Source organism: Pseudoxanthomonas sp. LH2527 (assembly GCF_022539275.1).
Taxonomy (GTDB): Bacteria; Pseudomonadota; Gammaproteobacteria; order Xanthomonadales; family Xanthomonadaceae; genus Pseudoxanthomonas_A.
Map to the genome: position 1 here is coordinate 1 of NZ_JAKZBW010000013.1, position 15,449 is coordinate 15,449.

The following is a 15,449-nucleotide window of genomic DNA, read 5'->3' on the forward strand; positions in this document are numbered from 1 at the left end:
GCTCGGGCGCGATGTCGAAGGCGGACGCGGCGCGTTCCGGATTGGCGCTGACGGCGTACAGGCGCTCGCTGCCGCCCAGCCAGTCGCGCAGGATGCCGCCATTGAGCAGCGTCTCCTGGGTGCCGAAGGTCTTGGAGATCAGCACCGCCGCCGTGCGTGCGGGGTCCAGCGGGGCCAGTGTGCGCTGCGCCGCCGCGCCGTCGACATTGGACAGGAAGTGCACACGGAAACGACCCGGCAGCGGATCCCGCAGTGCGTCGGCCACCAGGCGCGGCCCCAGATCGGAACCCCCGATGCCCACGCTGACGATGTCGGTGACGCCGCTCGCTTCGAGCTGCGCGATCACGGCCGCCATGCGCTGGCGCACGTCGAGCGCCATGGCATAGGCCTCGCGCGCGATCACGGCATCGGAGTTCTTGCCGCGCAGCGCGGTGTGCAGCGCCGCGCGACCTTCGGTGACGTTGACCTCGGCGCCATCGAACAGGCGGCGGAACGCGCCCGGCAGGTCGGCCGCCTCGCCCTGCGCCAGCAGCGCCTGCCAGGCGGGTGCATCGTAGGACTGGCGCGCGAAGTTGAAATACAGCGGACCGCTGCGCAGCGCGTGCGACGCGACACGGTCGGGTTCGCGCGCCAGCAGCGCGTTCAGCGGTGCCGCGCGCAGGCGCGTGGCATGGGACTGCAGTGCGTCGAAACCCTTGCTCATGTCAGGCCGCCTGCTTGGGGATGCTGCGGTTGGTGTGGGTGATGCGGTTCTGGCCGTCCACGTAAACGAGGGTGGGCTGGAACGCATCGGCTTCCTGCTCGCTCATCGAGGCGAACGCGGCGATGATGACCAGGTCGCCGACCTGCACGTGGCGCGCGGCGCCGCCGTTGAGCGAGACGATGCCGCTGCCCTCGTCGGCGCGGATCGCGTACGTGGAAAAGCGCGCGCCATTGGTGACGTCCCAGATATGCACCTGCTCGAACTCGCGGATGCCGGTGGCGTCCAGCAGCAGGCCATCGATGGCGATGGAGCCTTCGTAGTTCAGTTCGGAATGGGTGACGGTCGCGCGGTGGATCTTGGTCTTGAGCAGGCTGAGATGCATGTCGGCGGGGAGAGGAGCGGGAACGCGGAGTTTATCGCCTCGTGCCCGTCCTGCGCGTGTCGCGCGCACCGGTCGACGCGATCAGAACTCCAGGTTGTCGATCAGCCGCGTGCGGCCCAGCCTCGCCGCAACCAGCGCGACGCGCGCGCCCTGCTCGCCATCTAGCGGTTCGCTGAGGTCCGGGCGACGGATCACCGTGTAGTCCACTTCGTAACCAATCTCGGCGAGCTGGCGGGCGGCATCGGCCTCGACCTGCGCGCGCGGCGTTCCCGCGACCAGACTCTCGCGCATCGCAATCAGGGTCCTGCGGATTGCCGCCGCACGCGGACGCTCGTCCGCCGACAGGTACTGGTTGCGCGAGCTCATCGCCAGGCCGTCGGACTCGCGCACGATGCTGCCGGCCAGGATCTGGATCGGGAACGCCAGGTCGGTGACCAGTTGGCGGATAACGGCGAGCTGCTGGTAGTCCTTCTTGCCGAAGGCCGCCACATCGGGTTGCACCTGGTTGAACAGGCGACTGACCACGGTGCACACGCCATCGAAATGCCCAGGCCGGTGCGCGCCTTCCAGCACGCTGCTGACACCTGGCACGTGCACGTTGGCCGCCAGCTCCACGCCGAACGGGTACATGGATTCCACCGTGGGCAGCCACAAGACATCGCAGCCAGCGCCTTCCAGCCCGCTCATGTCCGCTTCCGGCGTGCGCGGGTAGCGGGTGAAGTCCTCGTTGGGACCGAACTGGGTGGGATTGACGAACACGCTGGACACCACGCGGTCGGCGTATTGCCGGGCCAGCATCACCAGCGAGTAGTGCCCGGCGTGCAGATTGCCCATGGTGGGCACGAAGCCGACGCGCAGGCCCTGCTGCCTCCACTCCCTGACGCGGGCACGCAACGCGTCAAGTTCGGTGATGGTCTCGATCATCGTGGCCCCTGTGGCGTGTGGTTGCGCGCGGCGCGGTCAGTAGGAATGGGCGTCGTCGGGGAAGGCCCCGCTGCGCACCGCGTCGGCGTAGGCGCGCACCGCGCCCGCCACGGAACCGCCTTCGGCCAGGAAATCCTTGACGAACTTCGGCCGCCGGTGGCCCGTGTCCAGCCCTAGGAAATCGTGCAGCACCAGCACCTGTCCGTCGCAGCCGGGACCGGCGCCGATGCCGATGGTGGGAATGGCAAGGTCGGCGGTGATGGCGGCCGCCAGCGACGACGGCACGCATTCCAGCACCAGCAACTGCGCGCCCGCATCGGCGACGGCGCGGGCCTCCTCGCGCAGGCGCGCGGCGGCGGCTTCGTCCCGGCCCTGCACGCGGTAGCCGCCGAACTTCAGCACCGACTGCGGGGTCAGGCCCAAGTGCGCGCATACCGGAATGTCGCGCTCGACCAGGAAACGGATGACCTCGAGCTTGTGGCCCGCGCCTTCCAGCTTGACCATCTCGGCGCCGGCCTGCAGCAGCGCGATGGCGGCATCGAGCGCGCGCTCGGGCGTGGCGTCGGACTGGAACGGCAGGTCGGACACCAGCAACGCACGGTTCAGGCCGCGGGCGACCACACGCGTGTGGTAGACGATGTCGTCCACCGTCACCGGCAGCGTCGAATCATGCCCCTGCACCACCATGCCCAGCGAATCGCCGATCAGCACCAGGTCGACGCCGTTGGCATCCAGCACGCGGGCGAAACTGTTGTCGTACGCCGTCAGCATCACCAGCTTGCGGCCGTCGCGCTTGGCGTCGGCGAGGGCGGGAACGGTCCAGGGCTTGCTGTCGGCGTGCGTGCTCATAGTCCGGCATTATCCACTCATAGCGGATGGATGTTGGACATTTCCAGCGCGGACACAGCGTCCCGCGCCGGACCACGGCCGGGGATACGGGCGTCGGGCAGCACCTCCAGCAGCGGCACCAGCGCGAAGGCGCGCTCGTGCAGATGGGGATGCGGCACGCGCAGGCCCGGCTCGTCGACCACGGCATCGCCGTAAAGCAGCAGGTCCAGGTCCAGCGTGCGCGGTCCCCAGCGCTCGCCTTCCACGCGATGCCGACCGAACTCGGCTTCCACCGACAGCAGCAGGTCCAGCAGCGCGCGTGGCGACAGCGACGTTTCCAGCAGCGCGACCGCATTGATGAAGTCGGGCTGGTCTTCCCTGCCCCATGCCGGCGTGCGGTAGCAGCGCGAAACCGCGCTTACGACGACGCCCTCGCGTCGATCCAGCGCGTCGATGGCGAGCCGCAGCGTGCCCGCGGCATCGCCGAGGTTGGCGCCCAGGCCGATGCAGGCCTGGATACGCGGCGTCATTCCGGCGACGACCCGCCGGTGCGGCGACGGCGACGGCGACGGCGCTTGGAGGGCTGCGCTTCGTCGTCGGCGAACGCATCCGCCGATGCGGCGACACCGAGCGTGGCGGCCAGTTCTTCACCGGACTGCGTCTGTGCCTCGCGCCAGAAGTCGACGTCCTCGGCATGTTCGGGCGATGCCGCGAGCCGCAGGACCAGGAAGTCGAACGCGGCGCGGAAACGCGGATGGCTCAGCAGGCGCGTCACCCGCTTGCGCTGCCGGTTGCCGAAGCGCGTCTGCAGCAGCCAGATCTCCTGCATGGGCAGCGAGAACCGGCGCGGCAGCGCAACCGTGTTCAACTGGTGCAGGGTGACGCGGTCGGCGGCGCGACGTTGCGCCTCCTCGGCCTGCACGCCCTGCGCCTGCAGGCCCATCAGCGCGCGGCAGTACGCCGGCCACAGCAGCAGGGCGAACAGGAAGGCCGGCGAGACCGGCTCATCGTTGGCCACGCGCTGGTCGGTGCCGGTCAGGCCCGCCAGCACCATCCGGCGCAGCGCGCCGCTACGGTTGGAGGCCAGCGCCGCCGCGGTTTCGGGGAACAGCACCTTCAGCAGGCCGAAGCGCTCCAGACCCTCGAAACTGGCCACGCCGTGCCCGGACAGGAACAGCTTGAGGATCTCCTCGAACAGGCGCGCGGGCGCAGCTTCGGCCAGCAGCGGCGCCAGCGGCGCGATCGGCGCGGCGGTCTCGGCTTCGATCTCGAAGTCCAGCTTGGCGGCCAGGCGCACCGCCCGCAGCATGCGCACGGGATCCTCGCGGTAGCGCTGCTCGGGATCGCCGATCAGCTTCAGGCGTCGCGCCATCGTGTCCTCGAAGCCGCCGACATAGTCGCGGACGGAGAAGTCATCGATGGCGTAGTACAGCGCGTTGGCGGTGAAGTCGCGGCGCACCGCGTCGTCTTCCACCGTGCCGTAGACGTTGTCGCGGACCAGCCGGCCGTTGTCCATCTCGCGGTCGCCGCTGCCATCGTCGACGTTGGCGCGGAAGGTGGCCACCTCGATGATCTCGCGCCCGAACACCACATGCGCCAGCCGGAAGCGGCGACCGATCAGCCGGCAGTTGCGGAACTGCTGGCGCACCTGTTCGGGCGTGGCGTCGGTGGCGATGTCGAAGTCCTTGGGATGACCACCGACCAGCAGGTCGCGCACCGCGCCGCCGACCAGATAGGCCTGGAAACCGGCATCCCGCAGGCGGTAGAGCACGCGCAGCGCGTTCGGGCTGATGTCCTTGCGCGAGATGGTGTGCTGGTCGCGCGGGATGGTTCGCAGAGCGGTGACGGGCGTAATAGCGGCAGTTCCATGCAGGAGGGTCACGCGGCCGACTGGGTGGATTGCCCTGAGCCTGGCCGCCGCCTATACTAATCCGCTACGCCGGTTTCACCAAAAACGCTCCCTTCGTCTAGTGGTTAGGACGTGGCCCTCTCAAGGCTAAAACAGGGGTTCGAGTCCCCTAGGGAGCGCCATCCGGCCGAGGTTGCGGGTTGAGAGCCGCAGCAGGTGGACCCACCAAGACCCCGCTCCGGCGGGGTTTTGTGTTTCCGGGCCGGACACGCCCGCATTAAAAACGCTTTAATCGCACCGACCTAGCATGGTGGCCTCCACCACCCCGAGGATCGCCCGTGTCGCGCCTGCTCCTGGTTGAAGACGATCGCATGCTGGGCGACGCGCTGGCCGCGGCACTGGCACAGGACGGCTGGGCCATCGACCGCGCCGAAGACGTCGCGTCCGCGCGCCTGGCCCTGGTCGACCACGGCTACACCGCCGTCCTGCTGGACCTGGGGCTGCCACGTGGCTCCGGACTGGATGTGCTGGCGGCGTTGCGCCAGCGCTACGACACCACCCCGGTGTTGATCATCACCGCGCGCGACCAGCTCAGCGACCGCGTCCGCGGCCTGGACGCCGGTGCCGACGACTACATCGTCAAGCCCTTTGAAGCCGGCGAGCTCGGCGCGCGCCTGCGTGCCGTGGTCCGCCGCACGCAGGGACGCGTGGCGCCGGTGCTGCGGCATGGCGACATCGTGCTGGATCCGGCGGACCGCTCGGTGCGGCTGGGCGACCGGCCGGTGCGCCTGGGCGTGCACGAGTACCGCACCCTGCTCGCGCTGATGGAGCGGCCCGGCCGCGTGATCGCGCGCGACATGCTGGAATCGCTGGTGTACGGCGGCGAGGGTTCGATCGAGAGCAACACCATCGCGGTCTACATCCACCAACTGCGCAAGAAGCTCGGTGACGGCGTCATCGCCACCGTGCACGGCTTCGGCTACCGGCTGGGAGAAGGCGAATGAGCCATCATTCACTGAAGGCCAAACTGTTGCTGGCGGTGATGACACCCCTCGCCGTGGGATGGGCATGCTGGCTGGGCGGGCAGCACTTCCAGATGACGCGACAGCAGAAGGGGCATGAAGACCATTTCCTGCAGGAGGTGGGCGAGCAGATCCTGCTGTCGATGCCCGCCAACCTCGACGCACTGAGCGAAGGCCCGCGTCTTCGATTGCCCACGCGCGCCACTTCCACGTACCGGAAGTTCGAAACCCTGCGCTACCAGGTATGGATCCTCGGCCGGCGTCATCCGGTGGTGCTGTCGGACGGTGCGCCGGACGAGCCGCTGCGACCCGACTTCAAGCCCGGCTTCGTGATCAGCCAGGTGGGCGGCGAGCCGTGGCGCGTCTACGCCGTCAGCGATGCCAGCGGCCGCATCCAGGTGCAGGCCGGCATGTCGCAGTCGGCGATGAAGGCCGAACTCGCGCACTGGGTGAAGATCAGCCTGTGGAGCGGCATCGGCATCTTGCTGGTGCTCGGGGCCATCGTAGGCCTGGCCATCCACTGGAGCCTGCGGCCGATGAACCGCCTGCGCCGCGAGATGGCCCAGCGCGAGCCGCATGACCTCGCTCCCCTGCCCGCCTCTGGCCTGCCACGCGAAATCCGGCCGCTGGTGGATTCGTTCAACCAGTTGCTCGAACGCCTGTCCGATGCGATGCGCGGCGAACGCCAGTTCCTGGCCGATGCCGCGCATGAACTGCGCACGCCGCTGGCCGCGCTGCTGACGCAGACGCAGGTGGCGATGCGCGCCGGCAGCCAGGCCGATGCGCAGGCGGCACTGACGCAGCTCTCGCATGGCATCCAGCGCACCTCGCGGCTGGCGCAGCAGCTGCTGGACTCCGCGCGCGTGGATGCGTCACCGCTGCGCGAAGACCGCCCGGTGGTCGCGCTGCCGGATGTGGTGACGATGGTCGCGCGCGAGTTCGAGTCGATGGCGACCCGCCGGCAGCAGACGCTCGCCATCCATGCCGAGCCGGCCAGCGTGCAGGGCGACCTGGACGACCTCGGCATCCTGGTGCGCAACCTGGTGGACAACGCGGTGCGCTACAGCGGCGAGCACGCCCGCATCGAGATCGCCTGCGGCCTGGATGCCGAAGGGGCCACGGCGTGGCTGACCGTGCGCGACAACGGCCCCGGCGTGGCGCCGGAAGAGCGCGAACGCGTGTTCGAGCGCTTCTTCCGCGGCAGCCAGGGCAACGGTGAGCGTGGCAGCGGCATCGGTCTGTCGCTGGTGCAGCGGATCGCGCGCGCGCACGAAGCCACGATCACCGTGGACGACGGCATCGGTGGCCGGGGCTTCGCCTGCCGGGTGGACTTCCAGGCAACGCCCGACCCCTGAGCCACGGCACCGCCGTCACTCGGCGCGCCACCACGGCTGCGTGGCTTCCGGCCGCGCGATCGTCAGGGGCTGGCCGATCGTCGGCGTCACGATCTGCACCTCGCGCTGGCCGGACAGCATGTACAGCGACTCCATCGGCTCGCTCCAGCCATGGAACGCCAGGTCGAACGTGCTGTTGTGGATCGGCAGCAGCGACCTGCCACCCAGGTCCAGGTGCGCCTGCAGGGTCTGCGCGGGGAGCATGTGGACCTCCTGCCAGCGGCGATCGTACGCACCGCATTCGAGCAGCGTCAGGTCGAACGGTCCCAGGCGCTCGCCGATGGTCCGGAAGCCGTCGAAGTAGCCCGTGTCGCCGCTGAAGAAAATACGCAGCCCGTCCGCCTGGATCACCCACGACGCCCACAGCGTCGCATTGCGGTCGAACAGCGTGCGGCCGGAGAAGTGCTGGGACGGCGTCGCGGTGAAGCGCACGCCCTCCAGTTCGACGTCGTCCCACCAGTCGAGCTGGCGGACCTTGTCGCGCGGCACGCCCCAGCGGACGAGGCGGTCGCCGACGCCGAGCGGGGTCAGGAACACCTCCGTCTTCGCTGCCAGCACGCGTACCGTCTCGCGGTCGAGATGATCGTAGTGGTCGTGCGACAGCACCACGGCGGCCAGCGGCGGCAGTTTGTCGAGGGTGATCGGCGGTGCATGGAATCGCTTCGGCCCGGCCCACTGCACCGGCGACGCGCGCTCGGAGAACACCGGATCGGTCAGCCAGAAGCGTCCGTCGAGTTTCAGCAGCACCGTGGAATGGCCCAACCGGTACAGGGTGCCGTCGGCGGCTTCATCGAGTTGTTCGCGTGTCACCGCCTGCACCGGAATCGAACGGGTCGGCACCGTCCCGGCCGGCTTGCCGCCGACCAGGAAATCCCACCAGAGCTTGCTGGTTTCGCGCCATCCCAGCGGACGCGGCTTGCGCACGTTCTGGAAACCGTCGTCGCCGAACTGCGGCGACTGCGGATAGGACACGGTGCTGCAGCCGGACAATCCTGCGTAGGCGAAGGCGCTCGCCGACACGCATGCGGCCGCGGCCACGCGGCGCCAACGCTTGCCACGCAACGGTGCGGTCCTGTTCTCGTTCTTTCGGGGCATCTCAGTCAACCTGGTCTTGCTGCAAGGTGGAAAACACGTACTGGATCACCGTCGCGGCGCCGGCTTGGCCGGGCAGCGGCATCAGTCCGCTCCCCTGCCCCACGGGTACCTGCCAGCGCAGGTCCACGCAGCCGAGTTGGGCCGCCGTGCGACGCGCTTCGGCGAACAGGCCGGCGGCGATGCCCGACGGGCGTGCGCTCGCGGTCACGAACAGCGCTTCCAGATTGAAGTAATACGCACGCTCGATCATCGAGAAGCCAACCGTGGCGAACGCGTAGCCCACCGCTTCTCCATCGCGCTCCGCGATCCATGCCCAGGCGCGCAAGGGCGGTTCGAACAGCGCCTCCATCAGTTCGAGTACGCCGCCACCCATCCGCGTGCCCGGCGCTTCCGGCAACTCCGCCATCTGCCGGTCGCACAAACGCATCAGCGCGGCGGCATGGCCGCGGGTGACGCGCTGGATGTCGACATCGTCGCGTGCTGCGGTCTGTGTCCAGACCGGATCATCGGGCGATGGAAGAAGGGACAGGGGGATGGGACGGAGCATCGTCGCGATCCTGACAGGCGAGCGTTGGGCGGTCATGGGCAACTCCAGGCAACGGATGGGGGACGAGCGATGTCTCAGAAGCCGCGCGAGATGCCGATGAACAGCGACGTGCTGCGATCCTTGCCCGCCTCGACCAGCGGACTGTCCTGCAGCGCGTCCGGCAAGGCGCGGTACTCGAGATTGCCCAGCAGCACCCAGCGCTTGGCGAAGGGGTGGACCAGGCTGAGGCTGGCACGCGGTACCGTGGCGGCGCCTGGCCGGTAGGCCGCCACGCCGCGGGCGACTTCTTCGTCCAGGATGCCGTAGTAGTAATCGGCCATGTCGGCCGACAGGCGCACCGCACCGACCGACGGCACCAGGGTTGTGCGGCCCAGGGTCAGCGGATAGCTGTAATCCAGCGCGACCGCGTAGCCCTCGCTGGTGCCGGTCACGTCGACGCGCGCATCGAGATCGAGCTTGCCCGCCGCGCCCTTCCAGCTGCCCCCGACGCCCACATCGACGCTGTCGTCGCGGTCGGACAGCAGGCTGCGGTCCACGCCACGCCGCGCCAGTTCGGCCACACCGAAATCATCGGCATCCATGCCGTCCAGGCGTCCGGCGATGAACGTGCGCAGTTCGAAGCGCTCGTCCTTGTAGGCGCGGTAACCAAGCGCCGCACCCCGCAGGTAGAAGCGATCGCCGTCGTAGGCGATGTTCGGCAGCAGGCGCGTGCGGGTGCCCTCGCCGGCGTATTCGCTGTCGCGATGGACGACCGCCAGGCCCGCGCTCCAGCGCGACGGCAACAGATCCTGGGCCTGCTTGTCGGTACGTTCGACGACCTGGGCGGCAACGGAAAACGGCAGCAGCAACAGCAGGGGCGTGCAAGCGCGCAACGCACTCATGGAAACCTCATCGGGTGGGGGAGCCGGACATCCGGTTCCCCCATGCTCGCGCAGGCTCTTTAAGAACTCCTTAAACCCGCCAGCGAGCACGCGGACAGCTGCGATGGAGCGAGGGAACGCTCGCACGGGCAGTCGGGTTTTCGGCAAGGCGCGGGACGCCTGAGTGCTTCGGCGCAACGCGCAACAAGCGCACGTCCATGCAAGCCGTCAGGCGTGCGGGCGGGCGACAGTGCGCCGATCCCCTGCCTGAAAGGATCCGACCATGCCCACCGCCTCGCCCGCCGCCGGCAAGACCCTGCTCACGCCGGTCGACCATACCTTGATCCTGATCGACCATCAGTCGCAGATGGCCTTCGCCACCCACTCGATCGATGTGGCCATGCTGCGCAACAACGTCGCCCTGGTCGCCAAGGGCGCCGCCGGTTTCGGCGTGTCCACGCTGCTGACCACGGTCGCCGAGAAGTCCTTCTCGGGCCCGTTGTTCCCCGAGATCCCCGACGCCTTCCCGGACGCGAAGGCCTACGACCGCACCAGCATGAACTGCTGGGAGGATGCGACGGTCATCGCGGCGGTGAACGCCGCGGGCAAGGGCCGCGTGGTGCTCGGCGGCCTGTGGACCAGTGTCTGCATCGTCGGACCGGCCCTGTCGGCACTCGACCAGGGCTTCGAGGTCTACGTGATCGCCGATGCCTGCGGCGACGTCACCGCCGAGGCGCACGAGCGCGCGATGCAGCGCATGATCCAGGCTGGCGTGAGGCCGCTGACGAGCGTGCAGTACCTGCTGGAACTGCAGCGCGACTGGGCGCGCAGCGCGACCTATGACCTGACCACCGGCATCGCCAAGCTGCACGGCGGCGGCTATGGCCTGGGCATCCAGTACGCCAAGAGCATGTTCGGCGCGTCCGAAGGCGGCCACTGAGGGCGCCGCCATGGGCCCGGCCCACCTTCCGTCCCCTGACGTAAAGCACCGATATGCTGATCCGGGGGTCTTCCATGGTCGTCGATGACACGCGCCGGCACATCCTGAAAGGCATGGCCGGCGCCGCCACGCTGGCCGCGCTGCCCGGCAGCGCCCGACCCGGAGATCCCCGCATGGCCGAGCTGATCCTGCGCAACGCGCGCATCACCACGCTGGACGCGGCGCAGCCCACCGCCAGCGCCATCGCGTTCGCCGACGGCCGGGTGCTGGCGGTGGGCGACGATGCCGGCGTGATGGCACACGCCTCGGAGGCGACCCGCGTGATCGACGCAGGCGGCCGCCGACTGGTGCCGGGCCTCAACGACAGCCACACCCATCTGATCCGCGGCGGATTGAACTACAACCTGGAACTGCGCTGGGATGGCGTGCGCTCGCTCGCCGATGCCATGGCCATGCTGAAAGCGCAGGTGGCTGTGACGCCGGCGCCGCAATGGGTGCGCGTGGTCGGCGGCTTCAGCGAATCGCAGTTCGCCGAGCAGCGTCTGCCGACGCTGGAAGAGCTCAATGCGGCCGCGCCCGACACGCCGGTCTTCATCCTGCACCTGTACGACCGCGCCCTGCTCAACCGCGCCGCCCTGCGTGCGGTCGGCTACACGAAGGACACGCCCGACCCGCCCGGCGGCGAGATCCAGCGCGACAAGGCGGGTAACCCCACCGGCCTGCTGCTGGCCAAGCCCAATGCCTTGATCCTGTACGCGACGCTGGCGATGGGACCGAGGTTGCCCGCCGAATACCAGCTCAACTCCACGCGGCATTTCATGCGCGAGTTGAACCGGCTCGGCATCACCTCGGTGATCGATGCCGGCGGCGGTTTCCAGAACTATCCCGAGGACTACCGGATCATCGAGCAGCTGCATGCCGACGGCCAGCTGACGGTGCGCATCGCCTACAACCTGTTCACCCAGAAGAAGGGCGAGGAACTGGCCGACTTCCAGCGCTGGTCGACGATGCTCAAGCCCGGCCGGGGCGACGATCTGCTGCGCCACAACGGCGCGGGCGAGATGCTGGTGTTCTCGGCGGCGGATTTCGAGGATTTCCGCGAACCGCGCCCCGACCTGCCGGCGACGCTGGAAGGCGAACTTGCGGGGGTGGTGCGCTTCCTCGCCGAGCAGCGCTGGCCGTTCCGCATCCATGCCACCTACGACGAGAGCATTACCCGCGTGCTCGACGTCTACGAACAGGTCAACCGCGAGGTGCCGTTCGACGGCCTGCACTGGATCGTCGACCACGCGGAAACCATCTCGCCGCGCAACATCGACCGCGTGCGCGCGCTCGGCGGCGGCATCGCCGTCCAGCACCGCATGGCCTACCAGGGCGAATTCTTCGCCGCCCGCTACGGCAAGGACGCATTGCGGCATACGCCGCCGGTGCGGCGGATGCTGCAGGCCGGCGTGCCGGTCGGCGCCGGCACCGACGCCACCCGCGTGGCCAGCTACAACCCATGGGTGGCGCTGTACTGGCTGGTCAGCGGGCGCACGCTCGGCGGCCTGCAGATGTATGGCGACGACAACCGACTGGAACGCGAGGAAGCACTGCAGTTGTGGACGCACGGCAGCGCCTGGTTCTCCACCGAACAGGACAGGAAGGGGCGACTGGCACCCGGACAGTTGGGCGACTGCGCGCTGCTGTCGGCCGACTACTTCGCCGTCGCCGAGGACGATATCCCCGACATCACCAGCGTGCTGACGGTGCTGGGCGGACGCATCGTGCATGGCACCGGACCGTTCGCAGCGCACGCGCCGGTCCTGCCGGAACCGATGCCCGACTGGTCGCCGGTCAACCGCTTCGGCGGCTACCAGGGCGGCACGCTCGCGCAGGCCAGCGCAGCCTTGGCGCATGTGCATGGCCCGGCGTGCCGGGTACACGCGCACGACCACGCCGGCCCGCAGCATGCGGCACAGCACGCCGTGCCGACCGGCGACCTGCAGGCTTTCTGGGGTGCACTCGGCTGCGCGTGCTTCGCGTTCTGACCATGTCCACGCCCGTCACGCACGGCCCGTGGTCGCCGCTGGGACAGCCCACCTTCCGCGCCCTCTGGCTGGCCATCCTGGTCGGCAACATCGGCACCTGGGTGCACGACGTCGCCGCCGCCTGGATCATGGCCGAGACCACCGATTCCCCGCTGATGGTCGCGGCCGTGCAAGCGGCGACCACCCTGCCGGTGGTCGTGCTGGCCATTGTCGCCGGCACCCTGGCCGACATCGTCGATCGGCGGCGCTACCTGATCGTGGCGCAGCTGTGGATGCTGCTCGTCGCCAGCACGCTGGCCATCCTCGCGCATCTCGACGCGCTGGGCCCGTGGACCCTCATCGCGCTGACCTTCGCGCTCGGCATCGGCGCGGCGATGGCGATGCCGGCGCAGCAGGCCACCACACCCGAGCTGGTGCCCAAGCCGATGCTGGGACCGGCGGTGGCGCTGGGCTCGCTGAGCATGAACATCGCGCGCGCCACCGGCCCGGCGCTGGGCGGGCTGATCGTGGCGCAGGCGGGGATTGCCTGGGCGTTCGCCGTGAATGCGTTGACCTTCCTCGGCGTCGCCGTGGTGCTGTGGCGCTGGCGCCGCGCACCGACCGCATCGGTGCTGCCGCCGGAAACCTTCGGCGTCGCCCTGCGCGCCGGCCTGCGCTATGCCTCGCGCGCCAGCGTGCTGCAGGCGGTGCTGGTGAAGGCCGCCTGGTTCTTCACCTTCGCCAGCGCGCTCACCGCGCTGCTGCCCATCGTGGTGAAGCAGGACCTGCAGGCAAGCGCCGGCACGTATGGCCTGCTGCTGGGCTGCATCGGCGCGGGCGCCATCGGTGGCGCGCTGCTGTTGCCTGGACTGCGCGCGCGCATGGATGCGGACCGCATGGTGCTGTGGGCGACGCTTGCGTACGCCGGTTGCATCCTGGCATTCGCCCTGCTGCGCTGGATGCCGCTGCTGTACGGGGTCGCGCTGCTCGCCGGACTCGCCTGGATCGCCGTGCTCTCGTCGCTGCAGATCGCGGCGCAGACGGCGGTACCGGCATGGGTCCGCGCGCGGGCGCTGTCGCTGTACATCGTGGTGTTTTCCGGCGGCATGGCAGCAGGCAGTCTGGGCTGGGGCTGGCTGGCGCAGCACGCCGGCACGCCACGTGCGTTGCTGGTCGCCGCCGTGGGCACGGTGGTGGCGGCGATCGCGGGCGCGCGCTTCCGCCTGGGCGAGGCGGCGCGCGTGAACGTCACGCCTTCGGGCCACTGGCCGCAGCCGGTGGTCAGCGCAGACCTGCACGACGATCGCGGCCCGGTGCTGGTGACGATCGAGTACCGCGTCGATCCGGCACGCCGGCAGGACTTCCTGCATCGCCTGCAACCGCTCGGACACGCACGACGCCGCAACGGAGCGCTGCAATGGGGCGTGGCCGAGGACAGCACGCAGCCCGGCGTGTACCTGGAGTACTTCGTCGATGCGTCATGGCGCGAGCATCTGCGCCAGCACGAACGCGTGACCGAAGACGAACGCAGCCTCCAGGACGCCGTGCTGGAAACGCTGGCCGATCCCACGCAACGGCCGCATGTGCGCCACTTCATCGGCGGTGCGCCGGGCGCTGCGCCGCCCTCCGCGCCGTCTGCCCATGCAGGCCTGGCATGAACTGGAAATTCGCCGCCGGGCTCCTGCTCGGCTTCGCCATCGGTTTCGGATGCCGCGCCTTCGGCGTGCCCGTGCCCGCACCGCCGGTGCTGGTCGGCGCCCTGCTGGTGGTGGCGATGACCAGCGGCTACCTGCTGGCCGACCGCGTACTCAGCCGGCGCGAAGCACACCATCGGCGCGACTGCGGCGGCCCCAGCGGCCAGTCCGCCGGGAGCGACGCACCATGACCACGGCCCTGGTCGGCATCGTGCTTGCGCTCGCCATCGGCATCGCCTGCCGCTGGCTCGACATCCCTGTGCCCGCGCCACCACGGTTGCAGGGTGCGCTGCTGGTGGTGGCGATGACGGCAGGGTTTCTCGTCGCGGACCGGTTACTCGGCTGACGGCCGCCCGCAAACGAAGAAGGGCGCGACAGGCGCGCCCTTCCCTTCGCCGTGCCGGGCGATTACTGCATCCGCGGCAGGTCGAACACCAGCACTTCGGCGGCGATGCCGCGTTCGATGCTGACCAGCGGCTCGCCGTCGTACAGCAGCGCATCACCGGCCTTCAGCGCCTGGCCGTTGACGGTGGCTTCGCCGCGGGCGATGTGCACGTAACCCAGGCGCCCGTCGGCCAGCGGCAGTTCCGCTTTTTCGCTGCCGTCGAACAGGCCCGCGTACATGCGCGCGTCCTGGTGGATGCTCACCGAGCCGTCGGCGCCGTCCGGACTGACCACCAGCCGCAGGCGACCCTGCTTGTCGGCGGCCGGGAACGACTTCTCCTCGTACGACGGCGTCACGCCCTGGCGGTCGGGGATGATCCAGATCTGCAGGAAATGCGTGGCGCCCGCTTCGTTGTAGTTGAACTCCGAGTGCTGCACGCCGGTGCCCGCGCTCATTCGCTGCACATCGCCCGGCACGATGCTGGAACTGTTGCCCATCGAGTCCTTGTGGCCCAGCGCGCCCTCCAGCACGTAGCTGATGATCTCCATGTCGCGGTGGCCGTGCTCGCCGAACCCGCGGCCGGCGGCCACGCGGTCTTCGTTGATCACGCGCAGCGGACCCCAGTGCACATGCTTGTCGTCGAAATAGCCGGCAAAGGAAAAGCTGTGCCACGAATCCAGCCAGCCGTGGTTGGCGTGGCCGCGGGCGTGGGCGGGGCGCAGGGTGATCATGGCGGAACTCCTTTGGTGGTGGGATGGCGCACAGATTGGGCCCGGACAAAAATGGAATAAACACCCGACAAACCAATTGATTGTTT

16 protein-coding genes, 1 tRNA gene and 1 pseudogene are annotated in these 15,449 nt (G+C 69.3%); 8 read left to right on the top strand and 10 right to left on the bottom strand.

What is annotated here, in order from left to right:
- From MMG85_RS08860 to pcnB, 6 genes and pseudogenes are all read right to left on the bottom strand, one after another.
- Window positions 1–703, bottom strand: a pseudogene (locus MMG85_RS08860) (glucose-6-phosphate isomerase); the annotation flags it as partial.
- A gap of 1 nt (window position 704) precedes the next feature.
- On the bottom strand, window positions 705–1,085 hold the full coding sequence (gene panD, locus MMG85_RS08865) for an aspartate 1-decarboxylase (protein ID WP_241045718.1): 381 nt from the start codon (window positions 1,083–1,085) through the stop codon (window positions 705–707).
- Window positions 1,086–1,166: 81 nt separating this feature from the next.
- Window positions 1,167–2,009 (bottom strand): pantoate--beta-alanine ligase, encoded by an 843-nt coding sequence (gene panC, locus MMG85_RS08870; protein ID WP_241045719.1) that lies wholly within the window; start codon window positions 2,007–2,009, stop codon window positions 1,167–1,169.
- 36 nt (window positions 2,010–2,045) lie between these two features.
- A complete protein-coding gene (gene panB, locus MMG85_RS08875) occupies window positions 2,046–2,858 on the bottom strand; it encodes a 3-methyl-2-oxobutanoate hydroxymethyltransferase (RefSeq protein WP_241045720.1) in 813 nt (270 codons plus the stop codon).
- Between the two features lie 17 nt (window positions 2,859–2,875).
- Complete coding sequence (gene folK, locus MMG85_RS08880; RefSeq protein ID WP_241045721.1) at window positions 2,876–3,367, bottom strand: 2-amino-4-hydroxy-6-hydroxymethyldihydropteridine diphosphokinase; 492 nt, start codon at window positions 3,365–3,367, stop codon at window positions 2,876–2,878.
- The gene (gene pcnB / locus MMG85_RS08885) at window positions 3,364–4,719 is read right to left on the bottom strand and encodes a polynucleotide adenylyltransferase PcnB (protein ID WP_241045722.1); all 1,356 of its coding nucleotides are present in this window, start codon (window positions 4,717–4,719) and stop codon (window positions 3,364–3,366) included. Before pcnB ends, folK begins: the two co-directional genes overlap by 4 nt.
- Before the next feature lie 74 nt (window positions 4,720–4,793).
- Between pcnB and MMG85_RS08890 the strand changes: the two genes are divergently transcribed.
- The 3 genes from MMG85_RS08890 (at window position 4,794) to MMG85_RS08900 (ending at window position 7,063) form a co-directional block, all read left to right on the top strand.
- A tRNA-Glu gene (locus MMG85_RS08890) sits at window positions 4,794–4,868 on the top strand.
- 156 nt (window positions 4,869–5,024) lie between these two features.
- On the top strand, window positions 5,025–5,690 hold the full coding sequence (locus MMG85_RS08895; protein ID WP_345778845.1) for a response regulator transcription factor: 666 nt from the start codon (window positions 5,025–5,027) through the stop codon (window positions 5,688–5,690).
- Complete coding sequence (locus MMG85_RS08900; protein ID WP_241045723.1) at window positions 5,687–7,063, top strand: ATP-binding protein; 1,377 nt, start codon at window positions 5,687–5,689, stop codon at window positions 7,061–7,063. Before MMG85_RS08895 ends, MMG85_RS08900 begins: the two co-directional genes overlap by 4 nt.
- A 15-nt stretch (window positions 7,064–7,078) precedes the next feature.
- Here the strand turns inward: MMG85_RS08900 and MMG85_RS08905 are convergent, their stop codons facing one another.
- From MMG85_RS08905 to MMG85_RS08915, 3 genes are all read right to left on the bottom strand, one after another.
- Window positions 7,079–8,197 carry an MBL fold metallo-hydrolase gene (locus MMG85_RS08905; protein ID WP_241045724.1) on the bottom strand — a complete coding sequence of 373 codons (1,119 nt, stop codon included), beginning with the start codon at window positions 8,195–8,197 and terminating at the stop codon, window positions 7,079–7,081.
- A 1-nt stretch (window position 8,198) separates the two neighbouring features.
- On the bottom strand, window positions 8,199–8,744 hold the full coding sequence (locus MMG85_RS08910; protein ID WP_241045725.1) for a GNAT family N-acetyltransferase: 546 nt from the start codon (window positions 8,742–8,744) through the stop codon (window positions 8,199–8,201).
- A gap of 74 nt (window positions 8,745–8,818) precedes the next feature.
- On the bottom strand, window positions 8,819–9,625 hold the full coding sequence (locus tag MMG85_RS08915) for a MipA/OmpV family protein (RefSeq protein ID WP_241045726.1): 807 nt from the start codon (window positions 9,623–9,625) through the stop codon (window positions 8,819–8,821).
- 262 nt (window positions 9,626–9,887) lie between these two features.
- Here MMG85_RS08915 and MMG85_RS08920 point away from each other — a divergent pair, with 262 nt between their 5' ends.
- From MMG85_RS08920 to MMG85_RS08940, 5 genes are all read left to right on the top strand, one after another.
- Complete coding sequence (locus MMG85_RS08920; protein WP_241045727.1) at window positions 9,888–10,544, top strand: hydrolase; 657 nt, start codon at window positions 9,888–9,890, stop codon at window positions 10,542–10,544.
- A gap of 173 nt (window positions 10,545–10,717) precedes the next feature.
- Window positions 10,718–12,574, top strand: a complete 1,857-nt coding sequence (locus MMG85_RS08925) for an amidohydrolase (protein WP_241045782.1) — start codon at window positions 10,718–10,720, stop codon at window positions 12,572–12,574.
- Entirely contained in the window at window positions 12,571–14,211 is a 1,641-nt protein-coding gene (locus MMG85_RS08930; RefSeq protein WP_241045783.1) for an MFS transporter, read from the top strand. Before MMG85_RS08925 ends, MMG85_RS08930 begins: the two co-directional genes overlap by 4 nt.
- Window positions 14,208–14,438: a XapX domain-containing protein gene (locus MMG85_RS08935; protein ID WP_241045728.1), complete on the top strand. Its 231-nt coding sequence runs from the start codon at window positions 14,208–14,210 to the stop codon at window positions 14,436–14,438. Before MMG85_RS08930 ends, MMG85_RS08935 begins: the two co-directional genes overlap by 4 nt.
- Window positions 14,435–14,593, top strand: coding sequence for a DUF1427 family protein (locus MMG85_RS08940; RefSeq protein ID WP_055943654.1), 159 nt, complete (start codon window positions 14,435–14,437; stop codon window positions 14,591–14,593). Before MMG85_RS08935 ends, MMG85_RS08940 begins: the two co-directional genes overlap by 4 nt.
- Window positions 14,594–14,655: 62 nt before the next feature.
- Here the strand turns inward: MMG85_RS08940 and MMG85_RS08945 are convergent, their stop codons facing one another.
- Window positions 14,656–15,363 (bottom strand): pirin family protein, encoded by a 708-nt coding sequence (locus tag MMG85_RS08945; protein WP_241045729.1) that lies wholly within the window; start codon window positions 15,361–15,363, stop codon window positions 14,656–14,658.
- Window positions 15,364–15,449: the final 86 nt, after the last annotated feature.

Bases quoted from the DNA above. Each gene is read 5' to 3' on its own strand.
- panD (WP_241045718.1), bottom strand. From the start codon at position 1,085: ATGCATCTCAGCCTGCTCAAGACCAAGATCCACCGCGCGACCGTCACC.
- panC (WP_241045719.1), bottom strand. From the start codon at position 2,009: ATGATCGAGACCATCACCGAACTTGACGCGTTGCGTGCCCGCGTCAGG.
- panB (WP_241045720.1), bottom strand. From the start codon at position 2,858: ATGAGCACGCACGCCGACAGCAAGCCCTGGACCGTTCCCGCCCTCGCC.
- folK (WP_241045721.1), bottom strand. From the start codon at position 3,367: ATGACGCCGCGTATCCAGGCCTGCATCGGCCTGGGCGCCAACCTCGGC.
- MMG85_RS08900 (WP_241045723.1), top strand. From the start codon at position 5,687: ATGAGCCATCATTCACTGAAGGCCAAACTGTTGCTGGCGGTGATGACA.
- MMG85_RS08905 (WP_241045724.1), bottom strand. From the start codon at position 8,197: ATGCCCCGAAAGAACGAGAACAGGACCGCACCGTTGCGTGGCAAGCGT.
- MMG85_RS08910 (WP_241045725.1), bottom strand. From the start codon at position 8,744: ATGCTCCGTCCCATCCCCCTGTCCCTTCTTCCATCGCCCGATGATCCG.
- MMG85_RS08915 (WP_241045726.1), bottom strand. From the start codon at position 9,625: ATGAGTGCGTTGCGCGCTTGCACGCCCCTGCTGTTGCTGCTGCCGTTT.
- MMG85_RS08920 (WP_241045727.1), top strand. From the start codon at position 9,888: ATGCCCACCGCCTCGCCCGCCGCCGGCAAGACCCTGCTCACGCCGGTC.
- MMG85_RS08925 (WP_241045782.1), top strand. From the start codon at position 10,718: ATGGCCGAGCTGATCCTGCGCAACGCGCGCATCACCACGCTGGACGCG.
- MMG85_RS08935 (WP_241045728.1), top strand. From the start codon at position 14,208: ATGAACTGGAAATTCGCCGCCGGGCTCCTGCTCGGCTTCGCCATCGGT.
- MMG85_RS08940 (WP_055943654.1), top strand. From the start codon at position 14,435: ATGACCACGGCCCTGGTCGGCATCGTGCTTGCGCTCGCCATCGGCATC.
- MMG85_RS08945 (WP_241045729.1), bottom strand. From the start codon at position 15,363: ATGATCACCCTGCGCCCCGCCCACGCCCGCGGCCACGCCAACCACGGC.